This is a genomic window from Streptomyces coacervatus (assembly GCF_029223485.1).
Classification (GTDB): Bacteria; Actinomycetota; Actinomycetes; order Streptomycetales; family Streptomycetaceae; genus Streptomyces; species Streptomyces coacervatus.
Map to the genome: position 1 here is coordinate 162942 of NZ_JARHTP010000023.1, position 18731 is coordinate 181672.

The 18731-nt window shown below is 69.9% G+C and carries 14 protein-coding genes and 2 pseudogenes; 11 read left to right on the plus strand and 5 right to left on the minus strand.

From position 1 onward, the window contains the following. The first annotated feature begins 232 nt into the window (after positions 1-232). Complete coding sequence (locus P2Q00_RS42235; protein ID WP_275780058.1) at positions 233-586, plus strand: VOC family protein; 354 nt, start codon at positions 233-235, stop codon at positions 584-586. Positions 587-804: 218 nt separating this feature from the next. On the opposite strand, the gene P2Q00_RS42240 is transcribed toward P2Q00_RS42235, so the two are convergent. Further along, on the minus strand, positions 805-1572 hold the full coding sequence (locus P2Q00_RS42240; protein WP_275780059.1) for a calcium-binding protein: 768 nt from the start codon (positions 1570-1572) through the stop codon (positions 805-807). A gap of 444 nt (positions 1573-2016) precedes the next feature. On the opposite strand from P2Q00_RS42240, the gene P2Q00_RS42245 reads away from it, so the two are divergent. From P2Q00_RS42245 to P2Q00_RS42255, 3 genes are all read left to right on the plus strand, one after another. Beyond that, positions 2017-4497 carry an MFS transporter gene (locus tag P2Q00_RS42245; protein WP_275780060.1) on the plus strand — a complete coding sequence of 827 codons (2481 nt, stop codon included), beginning with the start codon at positions 2017-2019 and terminating at the stop codon, positions 4495-4497. Between the two features lie 515 nt (positions 4498-5012). Further along, the gene (locus P2Q00_RS42250) at positions 5013-6431 is read left to right on the plus strand and encodes a DEAD/DEAH box helicase (protein ID WP_275780061.1); all 1419 of its coding nucleotides are present in this window, start codon (positions 5013-5015) and stop codon (positions 6429-6431) included. Positions 6432-6564: 133 nt separating this feature from the next. Next, positions 6565-7962 carry a RodZ domain-containing protein gene (locus P2Q00_RS42255; protein ID WP_275780077.1) on the plus strand — a complete coding sequence of 466 codons (1398 nt, stop codon included), beginning with the start codon at positions 6565-6567 and terminating at the stop codon, positions 7960-7962. 69 nt (positions 7963-8031) lie between these two features. Here P2Q00_RS42255 and P2Q00_RS42260 read toward each other — a convergent pair whose 3' ends face one another. Beyond that, the gene (locus P2Q00_RS42260; protein WP_275780062.1) at positions 8032-8232 is read right to left on the minus strand and encodes a dihydrofolate reductase family protein; all 201 of its coding nucleotides are present in this window, start codon (positions 8230-8232) and stop codon (positions 8032-8034) included. 43 nt (positions 8233-8275) lie between these two features. Further along, on the minus strand, positions 8276-8653 hold the full coding sequence (locus tag P2Q00_RS42265; RefSeq protein WP_275780063.1) for a VOC family protein: 378 nt from the start codon (positions 8651-8653) through the stop codon (positions 8276-8278). 161 nt (positions 8654-8814) lie between these two features. Between P2Q00_RS42265 and P2Q00_RS42270 the strand changes: the two are divergent. The 3 genes and pseudogenes from P2Q00_RS42270 to P2Q00_RS42280 form a co-directional block, all read left to right on the plus strand. Continuing rightward, positions 8815-9450 (plus strand): annotated as a pseudogene (locus P2Q00_RS42270) (FadR/GntR family transcriptional regulator). A 236-nt stretch (positions 9451-9686) separates the two neighbouring features. Next, positions 9687-9965, plus strand: a complete 279-nt coding sequence (locus P2Q00_RS42275) for a hypothetical protein (protein WP_275780064.1) — start codon at positions 9687-9689, stop codon at positions 9963-9965. An 81-nt stretch (positions 9966-10046) separates the two neighbouring features. After that, positions 10047-10217 (plus strand): annotated as a pseudogene (locus P2Q00_RS42280) (transposase); the annotation flags it as partial. A 412-nt stretch (positions 10218-10629) separates the two neighbouring features. On the opposite strand, the gene P2Q00_RS42285 reads toward P2Q00_RS42280, so the two are convergent. Next, on the minus strand, positions 10630-12219 hold the full coding sequence (locus P2Q00_RS42285) for a glycoside hydrolase family 32 protein (protein ID WP_275780066.1): 1590 nt from the start codon (positions 12217-12219) through the stop codon (positions 10630-10632). 162 nt (positions 12220-12381) lie between these two features. Between P2Q00_RS42285 and P2Q00_RS42290 the strand changes: the two genes are divergently transcribed. From P2Q00_RS42290 to P2Q00_RS42305, 4 genes are read left to right on the plus strand one after another with little or no spacing between them, the layout of a single operon-like run. After that, positions 12382-13791 (plus strand): extracellular solute-binding protein, encoded by a 1410-nt coding sequence (locus tag P2Q00_RS42290; protein ID WP_275780067.1) that lies wholly within the window; start codon positions 12382-12384, stop codon positions 13789-13791. Beyond that, positions 13788-14759 (plus strand): carbohydrate ABC transporter permease, encoded by a 972-nt coding sequence (locus P2Q00_RS42295; RefSeq protein ID WP_275780068.1) that lies wholly within the window; start codon positions 13788-13790, stop codon positions 14757-14759. Before P2Q00_RS42290 ends, P2Q00_RS42295 begins: the two co-directional genes overlap by 4 nt. A gap of 22 nt (positions 14760-14781) precedes the next feature. Beyond that, positions 14782-15636, plus strand: coding sequence for a carbohydrate ABC transporter permease (locus P2Q00_RS42300; RefSeq protein WP_275780069.1), 855 nt, complete (start codon positions 14782-14784; stop codon positions 15634-15636). After that, positions 15633-17024, plus strand: coding sequence for a glycoside hydrolase family 32 protein (locus P2Q00_RS42305; protein WP_275780070.1), 1392 nt, complete (start codon positions 15633-15635; stop codon positions 17022-17024). The genes P2Q00_RS42300 and P2Q00_RS42305 overlap by 4 nt, the downstream gene beginning before the upstream one ends. Before the next feature lie 97 nt (positions 17025-17121). Here the strand turns inward: P2Q00_RS42305 and P2Q00_RS42310 are convergent, their stop codons facing one another. After that, on the minus strand, positions 17122-18186 hold the full coding sequence (locus P2Q00_RS42310; protein ID WP_275780071.1) for a LacI family DNA-binding transcriptional regulator: 1065 nt from the start codon (positions 18184-18186) through the stop codon (positions 17122-17124). Positions 18187-18731 lie beyond the last annotated feature (545 nt).

Consider the following 18731-nt stretch of genomic DNA (forward strand, 5'->3'; position numbering starts at 1 on the left):
CTCCTGACCGCCATGGAACCGCGTCAGCGACGCCCGTCCCTTCCGCGATTCCGGCCAGCTCACCGGTGGATTTCGTTGCGAGTGAAAGTGCCAGGCCAGGTTGCTGGATTTTGCTTTTCCGACGAACGGTCGGGGAAAGCGCAACTGGGCGAGGGCTACGCACCGACTGCGCGCCCCCACCGCCGCAGAGTGGTGCCCGCCTGCCCGATCGCCGTCCTGGCAAGATGGCGGTATGGAACGTGTTCTTGGAATCGGTGGTTACTTCATGCGGGCAGCCGATCCGGCGGCCCTGAGCGCGTGGTATCGCGATTGCCTGGGCCTGGACGCCGATGCGAACGGACTGTGGCGTCAGGGCGTCGGGCCGACGGTGTTCGCGACGTTCGAGTCCGAGACCGACTACTTCGGGTCCCCCGCCCAGCAGACCATGCTCAACTTCCGGGTCCGCGACCTGGATGCGATGCTCGCGCAATTGCGCGCCAAGGGGGCGGACGTGGCCAAGGAGACGCAGGACATGGAGGGAGTCGGTCGATTCGGCTGGGTCACCGATCCTGAGGGCAATCGGGTCGAGCTGTGGCAGCCCGCCTGACCGCGTCTTCACTCAGGTAGTGACGCGCTGGTGGACCACTGGGTTGTCGAGGTGTGCACCTTGGTCGGGCCCCCACGGCCATGCCCTATAGCCCCATCGCATCGCGACGAACGCGTCGAGGCCTCGGCGCGACAAGCGCTATCGCCGGGTTCGGGTGGGCGAGGCTGACCCTGGGGTCGGTCAGCCACCCCCTGCCGTCGGCTGCGTCGAAAAGGGCCCTACTTCAGCGCGACCCCGTCCCCCGCCGCGGTCGCCGAGCTGGTCGTCCCCGTTCCCGCGAAGTGCCAGCGCCAGGTGCCGGAGGCGTTCGCTGTGGTCGTCGTCTTCAGCTTGCCCGTGCTGTCGGTGGTCACCGTCTTGACGGTGGTGTACGTCGAGGCACCGGACTTCTTGAACTGGAGGGCGACCTTCTGGGCGGCAAAGCCGGTGTAGGTGTTGGTGTTCCAGTCGGCTCGGGTCAGGGCACCGGTCACCGTCAGCGTTCCGCCCTTGGCGACCGGTTCGGGTGTCGCCTGGGCCGTCGCCAGCTTGGCGTAGCGCTTGATCTTCATCGTGGCGCTGCTGTCGAGCGTGTAGTAGTCGCCGTCGTAGGCAGCGGCCTCCATGTCGAGGTGCCAGGTGCCGGCCGAGCTGTTGCGGAGGTCGGCGTAGTCGGTGCGGTCGGGCTCCAGGCTGTACGACCAGATGCACTTCATGGTCGTCGACGTGGGGCGCGTGCAGGTCACCGACTTCGCGTACTGGATGCGGCTGTCGGAGCTCACCAGCTTGAGGCCGGCCATCATCCTGATGCCGGAATCGTCCTTGGCGGTGGCCGTGACGGTCAGCGTCTGGGGCCGGCTGATGCCGACGTTGACGGTGGTCCTGCTGAAGGTCACCGAGGTGAAGACGGTGTCGCCCTTGTGGTCGTCCGCCTGCGCGGCGGGCGCGAGGAGGCTGAGCAGCGCCAGGCTGCCGACGGTGGCGGCCGCGGCCGTACGGATGTGCATGGTTCTCCAGGGACGGTCGGCCGGACCTCCGCTTTTGGAGTCCGGGCGTGCAGAAGACCATCCACCTGGGGGATTGGTTGTACGCGCACCTCAGGGTCACGCGGCCCGGCCGGTCCATCTCGCCTGGTGCTGCACTGCCGCGTCGTCGATTCTGGCCGGCCGGTGATCCAGCGGTCCCCCAGACCGTTCGTGAGCACCTTGACGATCCAGAAGACCGCGGTGATTGCGGAAGCCTTGGCATAGGGGAGACCCGTGCGGTGAGCATGAGGCGTGGTTCGGCCACGGGTGGTGACTCCGAGGGTCGTCGGAAATACCTCGCAGGCCTGCTCCCGATGTCGGTTTTCCTGGTTTTCGAGGCTGTGGCTGGAGCGCGGGGCAGGACCGGGCGGAGGGTGACGTTCTGCAAGCGGAGTGCGGCATCGCCGCGCCACAAGGGAGATTTCCGTGAACGTCACACCACCGGTGAACAAGCCCCGAGAACGGCAAGTGGCCACGCTGGTCATGGCCTGTCTCGGCATGTTCGTCGCCTATCTGCCAGTGACCACCGTCTCGGTGAGCCTGCCCACCATTCAGGCCGCCCTGCATGCGTCGTCCTCCGAACTGACCTGGGTCCAGTCGGCGTTCCAGCTCCCCATGGCCGCTTTCATCCTGACCGCCGGCGTCTTCGGCGACGTACACGGCCGCAAGAAGGTGTACCTGGCAGGCCTCGCCTTCGCGGCCGTGGGGGCCGCCATCGCGCTGTCGGCCCAGTCGGTCGAGGTGCTGTGGGTCGGGCAGGCGTTCGCCGGTCTGGGCGCGGCCGCGCTGCTGCCCTCCACGCTGGCACTGATCAGCCACGCCGTGCCCGACCCGCGCAAGCGCGCCACGTTCGTCGGGCTGTGGGCGGCGTCCCTGATGGCCGCGCTGGCCGTCGGCCCCATGACCGCCGGTGTGATCCTCGACCACACCACCTGGCGCTGGATCTATCTGCCGGCCATACCGGTCGCGGTCCTCACCCTCGCCGTCGCGGCACCGCTGGTGACCGACTCCCGCGCCCCCGGAGAGCGCCGGCTGGACTGGCCCGGCCAGATCACCGCGGCAGTGGCCATCACCGCGCTGGTCTACGGCGTCATCGAGGGCGGCGCAGCCTCGTTCACCGAGGGACGGGTGATCGCGGCCCTTTCGCTGGCTGCGGTCAGTGCCGTCGCCTTCGTCCTCGCCGAGCGGCGCAGCCCCAGCCCGATGCTCGATCTGTCGCTCTTCCGCAGCCCGGCCTTCAGCGCGACGACCCTGATCGCGATGATCACGTTCCTGGGGCTGATCGGCTTCTTCTACGTCCTCAGTCTCTACTTCGGTCTGGTGCAGCGCCTCGACACCCTGCATGCCGGCTACCGGCTGCTGGTCGTGTGTCTCACCTCCCTGGTCGTGGGCCCGCTGGCCGGACGCCTGATGCACAAGATCCCACCGCGAGTGATGATCACCACCGGCCTGTTGGTCACCACGGGTGCGCTGTTCTCCCTGACGTCGCTCGACGCCACGACCGGCTTCGGGCCGCTGGCCTGGCGGCTGGGCCTGCTCGGCCTGGGACTTGGCATCGTGATCACCCCGATGACCGCCACCGCCGTCGCATCCGTGCCGCATCACCTGGCCGGTATGGCATCGGCGGGCAACAACGCCTTCCGGCAGGTCGGCGGCGTACTCGGCCCGGCCATCCTGGGCACCCTGCTGACGACCAGGAGCACCAACGCCCTGTCCGGCCACCTGCGCGACGTCGGCCTCACCGGACCGGCGGCACACCGGATCACCGACGTCGCGAACGCCGACGGCCTCGGAGCGGTGGCCGGGATGAACCTCGGCAAGGACACCGGCCGGGCCATGGGCGCGCTGTCCGAGTCGTTCCTCGACGGCATCCACCTCTGCCTGATCGTGGCCGCGTGCCTGGCGTTGCTCGCGGCGCTCGTGGGTGCCGTACTGCTGCGGACGCCGCAGCGCACCACCACGCCGACTGCCTCCGGCGCCGCGGAGCGGACGGCGTCCGATGAGCCCGAGCCGTTCGCCGAAGTCGAGTCGGAGGAGGTGCTGGTCGGCGCCCAGGCGCGAGGGCGCTCGGAGTGGCCGGGGCCCCGGGTGGGCGCCTTCAGCGCCGGGACTGGCGGTGACACGTTCGTCCCTGACGATGGTTCGGGCGCCATGCTGTACGGCCGAGTGCGCGACGCGGCAGGAACAACCGTCGAGGGAGCCACGCTGACACTGATCTCCCTGGCCGGACGCCAGTTGGGCCGGGCCGTGGCGCATTCCGAAGGCCGATACCGGATGGATGCGCCGAGTGCGGGTTCGTACGTGCTGATCGCGGCCGCGGAGGGTCACCAACCGCAGGCGTCCACCGTGGTGGTGGGCGACGAACCGCTGGCCCACGACGTCCTGCTGTCCGCGAATCGCAGGTTGGTGGGCACGGTGATCACGGCCGGAGAGGGCACGCCCGTGGCGGGTGCGACCGTGGCCGTCACCGACATCCGTGGAGAGGCACTGGCCGCCGACACGACCGACGCATCGGGCGCGTTCGCCTTCGGTGACCTGCCGGAAGGTGATCTCACGGTGGTGGTGAACGCAGCCGGATTCCGGCCCGCCGCACTCCCGGTACGGATCTTCGGCCCCCAACTCGCCCACTTGGACGTGGCGTTGTGGCCAGGAGCGGTTCTCCGGGGGACCGTTCGGGCGGGCGCCGACCGCCGGCCGCTCGACGACGCGCGGATCACGCTGGTGGACAAGGCGGGCAATGTGATCGGCACGGCCACCACGGGACCGGACGGTGAGTACGCCTTCACCGACCTGGACGCCGGCGACTACTCGGTGATCGCCAGCGGCTATCCGCCGGTTGCCACGCCGGTCGCCGTGGACGGCCCGGGAATCGAGTTCGACCTGGAGCTGACTCATCCGGAGCGCTGACGGAACACCCGATCAGCGAAACCCCGCTTGAGGAGGCAAGAGAGCTGCCGGACCGGATCGCGCAGGGCTTGGAGCGGTCGGAACGGTAGGGGCGCGTCCGTGGGGACGGGAGCGCGCCCGCGCGTGGTCCGGGACACCCCGACTCCCCCGGGGGCCCGGACCACGCCGTGACAACGCCGCAGGAACGCCTGCAGCGGTCAGCGGCCGGGTTCAGAGGTGAGCTGCTTCACCTGGCGCCGGGGGTGCTGCCGGGGCACTGACCGCGTCGTCGCTCAGGGCCTTGCCATGGCTCCCCGAGGCAGGGGACGGTCGAGCCTGCGACACCGCGCCACCGGTGTCGTGCCGAGGTATCACCGGCTGAGCGGCGCGATCACGGCAGTCCCCGGCAGCGCGCCCCGTGCTAACGTTGTGCGTTTGCGGCGTCGCTGTGTTGGTGCTCCGATCGGTGTCTCTGGCCGGTGGCCGCGTCCCTGCCGCGCCTTCCTCGGTTCGGTCCCTTCGGAGGAAGGCTCTCTGTGAGCGAATCAGCACGTGCCGATGCCCGGCAGCAGGACGATACGTCCGAGGCGGCGGACGCCATTTCGGCAGCGCCCACGGCGGCGTCCTTCGCGCAGCTGGGGCTGCCGGCCGAGGTTCTGCGGGCGCTCGATGAGCACGGTGTGACCGTGCCCTTCCCCATCCAGGCGGCGGCGCTGCCGAACGCGCTCGCGGGACGGGACGTCCTGGGCCGGGGCCGCACAGGATCCGGCAAGACGCTCGCCTTCGGCCTGGGGATGCTCGCCCGGACGGCCGGGCAGCGCGCGCAGCCGAAAGAGCCGCTGGCGCTCGTTCTGGTGCCCACCAGGGAGCTGGCGCAGCAGGTCGGTGAGGCGCTCACCCCGTACGCCGAGGCGCTGCGGCTGCGGCTGGCGACCGTGGTGGGCGGAGTGTCCATCGGACGGCAGGCCGCCGTGCTGCGGGACGGCGCCGAGATCGTCGTCGCCACGCCCGGCCGACTGCACGACCTCATCGAGCGCAAGGGCTGCCGACTGGGACGGGTGCGCATCACGGTCCTGGACGAGGCCGACCAGATGTGTGACATGGGGTTCCTGCCGCAGGTCACCGAGATCTTGGACCAGGTGCGTCCCGACGGGCAGCGGATGCTGTTCTCCGCCACCCTCGACCGCGACGTCGACCAGCTGGTGCGGGACTATCTGCGCGACCCCGCCGTCCACTCCGTCGACCCCTCGTCGAGCGCGGTCCCCGCTATCGAGCACCACGTCTTCGTCGTGCATGGCCCCGACCGGTACGCCGTGACCACGGAGATCGCCGCCCGGGACGGCCGCGTCCTGCTGTTCCTGGACACCAAGCACGGCGTCGACCAGCTCACGCGGCATCTGCGCGCCAGCGGCGTGGCCGCCGCCGCCCTGCACAGCGGGAAGTCCCAGCCGCAGCGCACCCGAACCCTGGCCCAGTTCAAGAACGGGCAGGTCACCGCGCTGATAGCGACGAACGTCGCCGCACGCGGCCTGCACATCGACGACCTCGACCTCGTGGTCAACGTCGACCCGGCCACCGACCCCAAGGACTATCTGCACCGCGCGGGCCGCACGGCCCGGGCGGGCCGCTCCGGCACCGTCGTGACACTCGTCCTGTCGGGACAGCGCCGCGAGACGAGCCAGGTCATGGCGGACGCCGACGTCGCCCCCAAGGTCACCAAAGTGCGGTCCGGCGAGGCGGAGTTGAGCCGGATCACCGGCGCCAGGGCCCCCTCCGGAAAGCCTCTCGACGGCGGGCCGGCCGCGCGCCCCAAGAACCACAACGCCCCGTTCCGCGGCCTGGGCAGCACCAAGGACACGAAGGGCGGCTCCGGCGGCAGGCCGTCCCGCAAGAGCAGCGAGGCCGGCAAGCTCGCGGAGGCCCGCAAGGCGGCCCGGGTACGGCGCGGCGGCTGAGACCGGCTTCCCGGACTGCCGGGCGATGTCGTCCTCTACGCTGCTTGACGGATACGCGGGACCGAAGATCGGCCGGGGTGCACCGGACGGCGTCACGTACGGGTGACCGTGCGCAGGGGGAGGCGTGCAGGCGATGGAGAACGGCGGGGACCTGCCACGGCGGATCGGTGTCTACACCGTCGAGCGGGAGCTGGGCGCAGGCGGCATGGGCACGGTCTACCTCGCCCGGTCACGGGGCGGTCGGGCCGTCGCGGTCAAGGTGGCCCGCCCCGAACTGGCGGCCGACCCGCACTTCCGTGCACGCTTCCGCGCAGAGGTCGAGGCCGCCCGCAGAGTCGGCGGTTTCCACACGGCTCCGGTCGTGGACGCCGATCCCGACGCGCAGGCGCCCTGGCTGGCCACCGCGTACATCCCCGGGCCCACGCTCGCCGAGCTGATCGAGCGTCAAGGGACCATGAACAAAGAGCAGTTGAGGTCTCTCGGGGCAGCGCTGGCCGAGGCGCTCCAAGCCGTCCACGCCTGCGGGCTCGTACACCGGGATCTGAAGCCGGGCAACATCATCATGGCCGACGACGGCCCACGCGTCCTCGACTTCGGCATCGCGCGGGCCGTGGAGTCCACCCGGCTGACCGCCACCGGGGCGGCCTTCGGCACTCCCGGATACCTCGCGCCGGAGCAGGCGCAGGGCGACGAAGTCGGCGCCGCCGCCGATGTGTTCGCGCTCGGGGCCGTACTCGTCGCGGCGGCCGGCGGCAGCGCGTTCGGCACCGGCACGCCCATGGGACTGATGTACCGCTCGGTGCACGAGCCCGCCGATCTCTCCGCGCTGCCGGGGGAGTTGCGGTCGCTCGTCGCCTCCTGCCTCTCCAAGGATCCGGCCGGCCGTCCCACGCCCGAGACGCTCCTGGGCTCGCTCGGGCCGGACCCGAACCCGAGCCCGGACCCGAAAACTCTCGCTCTCGCCACCGCTGACCGGCCGCACGTCGCGCCGCCGGTCCCGGTCGAGCCTCCCGCCGACCACGGCCGCGTCGACGAACCTCTCCGGCGCGCCCCGGCGGAACTCTCGCGCACGCCCCGCGTGATGATCCTGCTGATCGCGGCCGCAGCCGTGGCGAGCGCGCTCGTGGGCGGCTTCCTCGCCCTCACACGACACGGGGACGACAACAAGGGCGGCGGCCCCTCCGTCACCGCTTCGGATTCCCGACGGGCCACGTCGCAGGCTTCCACTCCGCCGTCCACGCCTGCATCGTCCCGGGTGGCCGCAGCCCCCAAGGACCGGGTCACGGTCGTGGTGACCGCCAAGAGCGGGCGGAGCTGGATCTCGGCGAAGGACCACAACGGCCAAATTCTGTTCGACGGAGTGCTGGACAACGGCGAGACCAAGAACTTCACGGACAAGAGCCAGATCACCCTGGTCCTTGGCGATGCCTCGCTCCTCCAGCTTGTCGTCAACGGCAAAGAGGTCCCGAACGACTTCCAGCCCGGCCAGGTCGAGCGTCTCACCTATGACAGAAGCGGCGAAATGTATTGACCCGCAGTGTTGTTGACGCGGCGCCGCGATGGAGCAGCCGGAGCTGGCCAGCCAGATGTCTTTGCCGCTCTACTCCTTCAGCTTCCGGAGGGTGGCGACCGGGTCGCGCGTCAAGGTCGCGGTGGGAAAGGCGCCCCAGGGGGGGGCATCCAGCCTCGACGAGACGACGAACTTGGTGAGGTTGTTGAGCTCCTCGCCGTACTCGCCGTACTTGCCCTTCTCGTCGGCGTACGGCCAGTACGTGCGACGGCCCGGCCGCGTCGCCCGCATCTGCCCCTGAGACGGAGCCGCCCGCTCGGGCCCGTGCCGGACATCAACCGTTCGCCAGCTCCGCCGCGCTGCGTTCCACACAAAATTCGTTGCCCTCGGGGTCATACAGCGTCACCCACCCGGTTCCGTCGGGCCTTCGGTGGTCCCCCTGAAGCGTGGCACCGAGCGAGAGCAGGCGCTCGACCTCCTCGTCCCGGGTGCGGTCCTGGGGTTGGAGATCCAGATGCACGCGGTTCTTCACCGCCTTGCGGTCATCGACCCTGACGAACAGCAATGTGGCAGCAGCAGTCGTGACCAGGGCTTCCGGATCCCCAGGAAAGTCGTCATCGGCCAGCGAGCCGTCCAGGGCCCGGGCCCAAAAGGTCGCAAGAACGAACGGGTCGGCGGCGTCGACGGTGACATGACGTATCAAAGAACTCATGCCCCAAGCCGATCATGAATGCCTCCCACCGTCCAGAGGCGGCCGGCCTCACGCAGACCGCCTCACCAGGCTCCAGGCCTGATCATCTGGGACGATCTCCGCGCCCAGGGGCTGATCAGGTCGGACAAACCCGCGGCACACGGTCGGGGGAGGGATGCGCGGTGTCTCTGACGGACAAGGCCATCGAACAGATCCGTGAGCTGATCCGGACCGGTACCCTGCCGTCCCGGCTCGAAGCTCCCGCCTGAACCGGACCTGGCCGCCCTGCTCGGCTTGTCCCGCAACCTCGCCCGCGAAGCCGTCAAAGCGCTGGCCGTCGCGCGGGTCCTGGAGGTCCGGCGCGGCGACGGGACGTATGTGACCAGCCTCCAGCCGAGCCTGCTCCTTGAGGGGCTCGGCGGCGCGGTGTGGAGCTCCTGCAGGGTGACGCGGCCGCTCTCCAGGACCTCATGGAAGTACGGCGGCTCCTCGAACCGGTCGCCACCGCACTGGCCGCAACCCGTATCCCCGACGCCCAACTGCCCTAGTTCAAGCGGCACTTGGACGCCACGCGCGAAGCCCGCGAGGACGTCGAGCAGCTGAACGCCCACGACGCCGCCTTCCACCGCGCCGTCATCTCTGCCACCGGCAACGAGACCCTGCTCACCCTTCTCGAAAGCATCTCCGGCCGCACCCTCGCGGAGCACGAAGCGATCTTCAACGCCCTGTCCCGTCGAAGCCCCGTAGAGAACGACGTCGACGATGGCCGTGGCGACCAGGAGACCGACAGTGAGAGCGCGGGCGCAGCCCCGGCCTGAAACAGGCCTCATGCCGATCACCGTAGGTCTGCCGTGCCAGCGGTCGCGTGCCGACCGACCGCCGGTTCCTCCGGTCACAGTCGACCCAGGTCCGTGTGTGTGGGGGCGCTTCCTTCAGGAGATCACGAATCCCGGCGCGTCATCGTCTCATATCACCATTCTTCATATTAGTGTCCGGTAACTGTAGGAAGTCGATCTGTCACGGATCGCACCCACCTCACTCCATCGGAGATGACATGCACAAGCTTCACAAGGCTGCCGTCCTGGTCGTCACCCTCGGTAGCGTCGGACTCCTGAGCGCCGGCACCGCCACTGCCACCGGGAACGACGATCACGGCGGCAAGGCCGTCCTGCAGAGCTCTCAATGCAAGTCGCACGACCTGAACGTCGACGTCCTCGGCCAGGTCGGCGTCCTCAACGGCGTGCTGGGCAACGCGCTCAACGGCGAGGGCAACTCGGGTGGGCAGGACACTCACGTCGGCTCGTCCACGGGCTGCAACAACAGCGCCTTCTAGGTCGTGTCCTAGAACGGGGCTTCTCGCCACGTCTCATGCCGTGATGATCTCGGTGCGGGGTGTGAGGATGTCTCGGATGAGCAATGGGCAGCGTTGGAACGGCTGTTGCCCGTTGCGCAGATCGGCAGGCCGTCCGCATGCCGAGGAAGACTGAGCGACGGGAGCCGCCGGCGGGTGCGGACCAGTGCCCCATGGCGAGACCAACCGGTGGAGCACGGGCTGTGGCAGACGGTCTGTGGGTTGTTCCGTTGATGGCAGCGCACCGGTGTCCGGCCGGCCGTGCCGACCGGGCTGCAGGCGAATGCCGATACTGCCGGGCTGATCACACGAGGGGCGAAATATCGACTCTACGATCTGCCGGGCATCGCCGAAGATCACACCCAGCTGACATACAGCCACCTCGGAAACCAGTCAGGGGCCTGATCCGCGAAAGTGGATCAGGTCCCTGATCTGGTGTTTCTCTGTCGGGGTGCCGGACTCTTCTCGAGTCGGTGGGACGGGACACTCTCCGGCTCGCGAACTCGGAACGCGGTGGGAGGTCAGGACAGCCTCGTCGGCGTGAGTCGTACGGCCCGGACGCGAAAGACGTTCGGCTTCGCCGCGTCAGCGGGGCGGAGCGCGGATCCTTCCAGGACCGGGCGGCCCGTTCCGGTGTTGGCCGGCTTCACACCGAGAACTCGCGTATCACCGTGTTGCGGAACACGGCGCTGCCGCCGATCGTGAACAGTGCGAGCCGGGTGTCCAGCAGGTACGGGAACACCTGGCTGGTGTGCACGTAGCGGCCGTCGTCGACGAACATCTCCACCGACGTGCGGTCCACCAGGATGCGCAGCTTCACCGTGCCGGCGGACGGGTCGAACGGGGTGTGGCTCTCCTGCCACTTGCCGGACGTGTCGGCGTTCACCGTGCCTCGTCGGTTGAGGAAGGCGTAGTCGGCGTAGATCCCGGCATCGATGTGCCGACCGCCGTCGGGTGAGCGCCTCAACTGGAGGCCGGCGCCGGTGAGTCGGGACCAGGTGACCTCGGTCGTCACCTCGTAGGAGATACCGGTGTAGTCGAGCACCTTCGTGCCGTCCACGGTCACGTCGCCCAGGTTCACGGTGCGGGAGACATGCGAGTCGAGACCGGCGACGGGCTGGGAGGCGAGGTAGTAGGTGTTGTCGGATGCCTTCTTCAGGGTGATCTCGCGGACGATGGAGTCGGTGCCGTTGAAGCCGTCGCAGTCGATGGTGGGGGTGGTATTGGCGTAGTCCCAGTTGTTCACCCATCCGATCGCGTACCGGGCAGCCGCGTCCACCGCGCCGCTCGCGTTCCGCTTCTCGAAGGTGACGGCGCCGTACCAGTCCCAGCCGTGGTCGAGCCACTGCGGGTCACTCGCCTCAGCGGTGAATGCGCTGCCGTCGAAGGAACCCGTCCAGTAGGCGTACGTGTTGGGCAGCCCCGAGCCCTTCCCGTTGGCGCTCGCGCCGAGCACCCATTTCACGGCGCCGTCACCGGCGGTGATGCGGAACAGGTCGGGGCACTCCAGAACGCCGATGCCGTCGTGGACGAAACCGCTGACGTACGTCCAGGACTTGAGGTCGTCGGAGTGGTAGAAACCGATCTTGTCGTTCTCGGCGAGGGCCATCACCCAGCGGCCCCGGTCCTCGTCGCGGATCACCTTGGGGTCGCGGAAGTCGGCGACGCCGGGGTTGGGCAGGACGGGGTCGGTCCCGTAGTTGGTGAAGGTGAGACCGCCGTCGGTCGAGTAGTACAGGAACTGCTCCTGGTGGTCGGTGCCGCCGCCGGGGGACATGGTGACGATGACGACGACCGCGCCTGCCCCGAATCCGGCCGTGTTGCCGGTGTCGACCACCGCCGAACCGGACCAGAGATCGCCGTTGGGCGTGGTGTCCTTGGGCACGGCGACCCCGCGGTCGGTGAAGGAGACCAGGTCCTTGGTGGTGGCCAGGCGCCACGCGGTGCCGGTGACACCGGTGAAGTAGTCGGCGTTGTAGAGATAGTAGTAGCGGTACTCGCCGTCTATCCAGACGGGCCGCTGCGGGTCGTTCTTCCACTGGTCGGGGACCGTGAAGTGGTACGCGGCGCGGTAACTCGCCCCGCTCGCCGCGGACTTGGTCCTGCTCTTGGTCATGGCGCCGGGCTCGGGCTTCGGGGCGGCCGTGGCCGCTGCGCTGGGCAGCAGAGCGGCGGCGGTGCCCGCCGCCGATCCCGCGAACAGTGATCTCCTGGAAATCCCCGGTGTTCCGGGCATGACACATCGTTCCTCTCGTGGCGGCTCATGTGAACGCATGTGAACGAGGACTGTAGACCTAACTCGTTAAAGGTCAAGCGTTCCCGACCCTTGACAGGTCTGCTGCCCGGTTCACATCATCTGGGGCATCATCCCTGATCTAACACGAGTTAGGCCCGTTTGATGACTGACTCGCACCTCCCCCGGCGCTCGCTGCTGAGGTACGGCGCATACGGGGCCGGAGCAGCCGCCCTGGCCGGGACCGCCGCGAGCTGGGACCGGCTCACGGGAGCCGACATCCCCGGCCGTGACGACGGATCCCTCGTCGTCGCCACCCTCGGCTCCGCCTTCGACCCGGCCACCGTCGACGCCCTCACCAAGGGCTTCCACCGGCTCCACCCCGACATCCCGCTGCGGGTGAACGCGGTGCAGGCCGTCGACTGGTCGGACTTCTTCGCGAAGATCCTCACCCAGATCGCCGCAGGCACCGCCCCCGACCTGGTGTATGTGGCCACCGAGGGCGTGCAGTTGTTCGCCCGGCGGCTCGGCGTGCCCCTGGACCGCTGGGTGCGGCGGGACGCGGCGGAGCTGCGTGAGTACTTCGCCGACGTCCACCCCTCGCTGGTGGAGTCGATGATGTACGAGGGGCACCTCTACCAACTGCCGATGGAGTTCAACGCCGCCGACATCTACCTCAACAAGCAGGTGCTGAAACGGGCAGGCGCGGGCTTCCCGGCAGCCGACTGGAGCCGCGACGACTTCACCGCGCTGCTGCGGGAGATGAAACGTGCCGGCGATGCGCACTTCACGCCGTACTTCTGGACCAACCGGCTGTGGGGCGGCGTGGTGCCCTGGCTCTTCGCGAACGGCACGAACCTGCTGAAGGAGTCGAAGGCGCCCGGCGGCTCCTGGCTGTGGGACACCTTCTACCCGGCCGCGGACCGGCAGGGCCGCGGCGGGGGCTTCCGCTGGACGACCCCGCAGGCCACCGCCGACCGGGTCGAGGAGGCGTACGACTATCTCGCTTCCCTCGTCCAGGAGAACCTGTGCACCCGGCCCGAGGGCGGCAACGGCAGCAATCTGGTCGGCGTGTTCTCCACCGGCCGCGTCGGCGTCACACCGGCGGGCGGATTCTGGGCGGGCGGCCTGCATCTGGCCGGCATGCGGGCCGCCGACTACGACGTGCAGTACTTCCCGCGCTGGCGTACCCAGCGCCACCAGTTCGGCGCGGCGGGCTACGCGCTGCTGCGCACCTCGAAGAAGCAGGAAGCCGCCTGGGAGTTCATCAAGTACGCGGCCCGCAAGGACACCATGACCCGGCTGTTCCAGAGCAACCAGACCACCCCGGCCCGGCGTTCGATGCTGAACGCCGCACGCTACGCCGCGAGCGGCCCGGCACACTGGCAGGTCTTCTACGACACCCTCGACCGGTTTCCCGACACCGGCCCGATCCCTGCGCCGCCGCAGGTCGCCGAGGTGACCGACGTCCTGCTCAAGTACACCGGCACCGCGCTGGCCTCGCCGCGTGCGGTGGGTCCCGCGCTGCGCCGGATGCAGGGCGACCTGGAGCAGGCCATGGAGCGTGAGGTATGACGAACACCCAGGTCCCGGACAACCAGGTCCCGGCCGTCCGTCCGCGGCCCGCCACGCCACCCGCCGTCGCCGCCGCCGCGCGACCGTCCGTCCGCGACCGCGGCACCCGGCTGCTGGCCGCGCTGTTCCTGGCGCCCACGGTCGTCGGCATCGTCGTCTTCACGGTCGTGCCGATCATCGGGTCCATCGTGCTGAGCCTGTTCCACTGGAACGTGATCGACCCGCCCCGTTTCGCCGGCGGCGCCAACTACCGCACGACCTTCACGGACTCGACCGTCCTGGTCTCCTTCCGCAACACGCTCCTCTTCATGGTCCTCGCGGTCGCGCTGCAACTGCTGATCGCGCTGGCGCTGGCGCTCGCGCTGAACGGGCGGATGCCTGTGTGGCTGCGGTCGGTGTTCCGTTCGGCGTTCTTCTTCCCGCTGGTGCTGTCCGCCGCTTCGATCTCGGTGGTGATGAAGTACCTGTTCAACCAGGACTTCGGGGTGGTGAACTGGCTGATCGGCCTGGTCGGCGTCGCGCCCGTGCCCTGGCTGACCTCGGAGCACGCGGCGATGGCCACGGTGATCCTGGTCTACGTCTGGCAGCAGTTCGGTTTCTCGTTCCTGCTGTTCGTCGGCGGTCTGAACAACATCCCCAAGGAGATCCACGAGGCCGCCGCCCTCGACGGCGCGACCGGCCTGCGCAAGCACCTCGGCATCACGCTGCCGCTTCTGTCGCCGACGCTGCTCGTCGCGTCGGTGGTCGGCATCATCAACGCCCTGCAGGTCTTCGAACAGCCCTACGTCCTCACCGACGGCGGCCCCGGCGACGCCACCCGCACCGTGGTCATGGTGATCTACGAGAGGGCCTTCGAGCAGCTGAACTTCGGCGAGGCATCCGCGGTGGGCGTGCTGCTCTTCGCGCTGATCATGGCGGTCACCGCCCTCCAGTTCCGGCTCAGCCGGCGTTTCGTCCACTACCAGTGAGCCGGTGAGCCGCATGAGCGCCATGAGCCAAGCAACCCCGACCCTGAGCCGCGTACGTCACTCACTCACCCCCTGGACCCGGATCGCCGCACTGACCGTGTGCGCCCTGCTGACGCTGGGCCCGGTCATCTGGACCGTCTCCACCTCCTTGCGCACTCCGGCCCAGTCCTTCGACCTGCCCCCGCAGATCATCCCGACGCACCCGACGACCGCGGCCTACCGCGGGGTCTTCCAGCAGATCGACGTGTGGCTGCTCGCCCTGAACTCCACGCTGGTGACGGCACTGATCGCCGTCGGCCAGATGATCACGGCGGGCCTGGCCGGATACGCCTTCGCGCGCCTGGAGTTCCGTTTCAAGAAGCCCCTCTTCGGCCTGGTCCTGGCGACCATGATGGTGCCGTTGCAGGTCACCATCGTGCCGGTGTTCCTGGTGCTGAAGTCGATGGGCCTCACCGACACGCTCCTCGGCCTGATCATCCCGGCCTTCCCGACGGCCTTCGGCACCTTCCTGATGCGCCAGTACTTCCTCGGTATGCCGAAGGACCTGGGCGAGGCGGCCATGCTGGACGGCGCGGGGCCCTGGCGGATCTTCCGCTCGGTGTACGCGCCGCTGGCCACACCAGGCCTGGCGATCGTCGGCGTGCTGGCCTTCAACTACCACTGGAACGAGTTCTTCCGCCCGCTGATCCTGGAGACCTCCGGCCAGAACTACACGCTTCCGCTGGGTCTGGTCTCCCTCCAGGGCAACCTCGGCACCGGCTCGATCTCGGTGGTCCTGGCCGGGGTCGTGCTCTCCATGCTCCCCGCCGTCGCCGTGTTCGTCGTCGGCCAGCGCCCTCTGCGCGAGGGCATCACCTCGGCAGGAGTCAACCGTTGAGCAATGACCCCAACGCGCCGCGTTTCAGGGTCCGTCCGCCCGTCGGCTGGATCAACGACCCCAATGGGCCGTTCCGTTGGCGGGACCGCTACCACCTCTTCTACCAGCACAATCCCGACGCACCGGTGCACGCGAACGTCCACTGGGGTCATGCCTCCAGCGCCGACCTCGCGCACTGGGAGCACCACCCGATCGCGCTCACCCCGACGCCGGGCGGCCCCGACGAGGCCGGCTGCTGGTCGGGCTGCGTGATCGACGACGCCGGCACACCGACCGCCGTATACACGGGAGTCGACCGTGACCACGCCGGACTCGGCACCATCTGCCTGGCGCGGGCGGCGGACCCGGACGACGAGCGACTGACCGAGTGGAAGCCGCTGCCGACACCGGTGGTGGCAGGGCCGCCGCCGGGACTGGACGTGGTGATGTTCCGCGACCCGTTCGTCTTCCGCCGCGCGAACAGGCGCTGGGCCCTCGTCGGGGCCGGGCACGCCGACGGCACGCCGTCGGTCCTGCTCTACGACTGCGACGACCTGACCGACTGGCGGTTCGCCGGTGTGCTGCTGGACGGCAACGACCCGGTGGCCGCAGGGGTGTTCGGCGACAAGTCGGTGGGCTGGGAGTGCCCGCACCTGTACCGGACAGCAGGCGGCGACCACGTACTTCTGGTGTCCCTGTGGGACGGAGATCCCTGCTCCACCGGATACCTGACGGGCCGTCTGGAGGCCGACGGCCAGGGCATGTTGAGGTTCTTGCCGCGCGCCGGCGGCCGACTCGACCAGGGGCGGGACTTCTACGCTCCCGCCGTGCTCCAGGAGCCGGACCGCGCACTGCTGTGGGGCTGGTCGTGGGAGGCCCGCCCGCAGGAGGAGACGCACCGGGCCGGATGGGCGGGCGTACTCACGGCGCCACGGGTCGTCGACGTCCACCCCGACGGTTCCCTGCGGGTGAGCCCGGCCCCGGAACTCGACCTCCTCCACCCGGCCGAGCCGTTCGTCACCACGCCGGGGAGGGTTCCGCTGCCCCACTCGTACGACCTGACGGTCACCGCATGCGAACCGACCACGGTGAGCCTGCTCCGGGGCGCGGCGGGCCGGGAGCTGACCGTCCGGGCGGACCCCGCCTCGGGGACCCTCGTCCTCGACCGCAGCGCCTGGCCCCGGACCGGCAGGGAAGGCTCCGCCCCGATCACCGTCCACGTGCCGAAGGGGCCAAAGCTCGCGCTCCGGCTGCTGGTCGACGGCTCGCTCCTCGAACTCTTCGTCGCGGAACGGGCCATGGTCACCGAGCGCGTCTACCGGCGCCCCGGCGACATCGCCGAGCTGGTCGTCGACGGGCCGGGTGCCCGGGTCACGGGGTGGGCGCTGGGCCCAGGGAGGAGTGGCTGATCATGGGCCAGGGCAGGCGCGGGCAGTGCCCGGGTCACCGTGAGGGTGCCGGACCCACAAAGGCGCGGCTGACCACAGGACGGGCCAGGGGCCCGGGTCACCGGGTGGGCGCCGGACCCACGGAGGCGCGGCTGACCACAGGGCAGGCCAGGCGCCGGACGGTCGCGGGCGGCGTACGGCCGGCTTCGATGGCGTCCAGGAGCAGCCGGGCCGCCGTCTCGCCCATCGCCCGGTGCGGCAGCGCGACCGAGGTGAGCGGCGGTGTGAGGAACGCGGCCATGTGCTCCTGGTCGTCGTAACCGACCACGGACAGATCGGCGGGCACGTCGATCCCGAGCCGGGTCGCGGCGTGCAGGACACCCGCCGCGACCCGGTCGTTGTAGCACAGGACGCCAGTGGGGCGACGGCCCGGCCCGACCCCGTCGAGCAGGCGCAGCGCCCCCGCGTATCCCGCGGAGATCTCCCCACCGCCGCGCACGATCCACTCCTCGGGCAGGATGACGCCCTCGGCGCGCAGCGCGTCCCGGAAGCCGCGGGTACGTTCCACCGAGGCGATGTCGTCCAGACCGCCGATCACGGCGAGCCGGCGGTGGCCCGCACCGAGCAGCAGCCGGGCCGCGGTACGGCCACCGGCGCGCTCGGCGGGGACCACGGCGGGCAGGGAGTCGTCCTCGGGCAGGCAGTTGGCCAGCACGGAGTGGGTGCGGTGCAGGCCCTCGGGGACGCGGACCCGGCGCAGTGACATGGCCGCGTAGATGATGCCGTCCACGCGCCGGTCGAGCAGTTCCGCGACGGCCGCGTCCTCCTTGGCCGGGTCACCGCCGGAGTCGACGGTGAGGACGAGATGGTCGCTGCCCCAGGCGGTCTCCATGGCGCCGCGCAACAGCCGACCGGCGAACGGCGAGGACGCGATCTCATCGGTGACCAGCCCGATCACGGCCGTACGGCGACGGCGCAGACCGCGGGCCACCGGGTCGGGGCGGTAGCCCAGCCGGGCCGCGGCCTGCCGGATGCGTTCCTGGGTGGCGGGCGAGAGGTTGCCCTCGGCCCGGCCGTTGAACACGAAGGACACCGCGGTGTGCGACACGCCGGCGAGCCGGGCGACGTCCCGTGACGTCGGGCGCCCGGTGCCCGTGCTCCTGCTCTCCTCGGCACCGCCCACGCCGTCCGCCGCCCTCGCCCAGCCCGTCCCCGTCGATCACCGTCCACCCTATCCGCGGGGAGCGCCACGGCATACGGGAGATCCTCAGGGCGCCGCGGCGTGGTCGTCCGATGTGATCACCGGATTCCCCGGAGGGCGGGGACCGCTTCGGACTGGACGTAGGCACGTCATCCGCCGGCGATGCCGCCCACTGGCCCGGTGGAGGGCAGTGCGGGCCGGACCGCGCAAGCCGCTCACGACGACCGGGCCGTGGTGGCGGACCTGAGTACCGCCCGGACTACCCGCCACTCCGCCTCCGTCATGGCGGAGCCATAACTCGGGGTGCGGTCCGGCCCGTCCGCCGCGTTGCCGAACCTGTGCGCGAGGCAGTCGCACGACGGTGGCAGCGAGTCGGACTCCACACAGGCGGACACGAAAGACTGCGGCAACAGACACCTCACGCGGCTAAGTGTCAAGCTGCGGCGGCAAGTTGGGTTGGGAACGCGGTCTGTTCGTCGAACAGTTCGTGTTTCTGGAGGCAGTGGTGGAGCTGGCCGATCATGCGG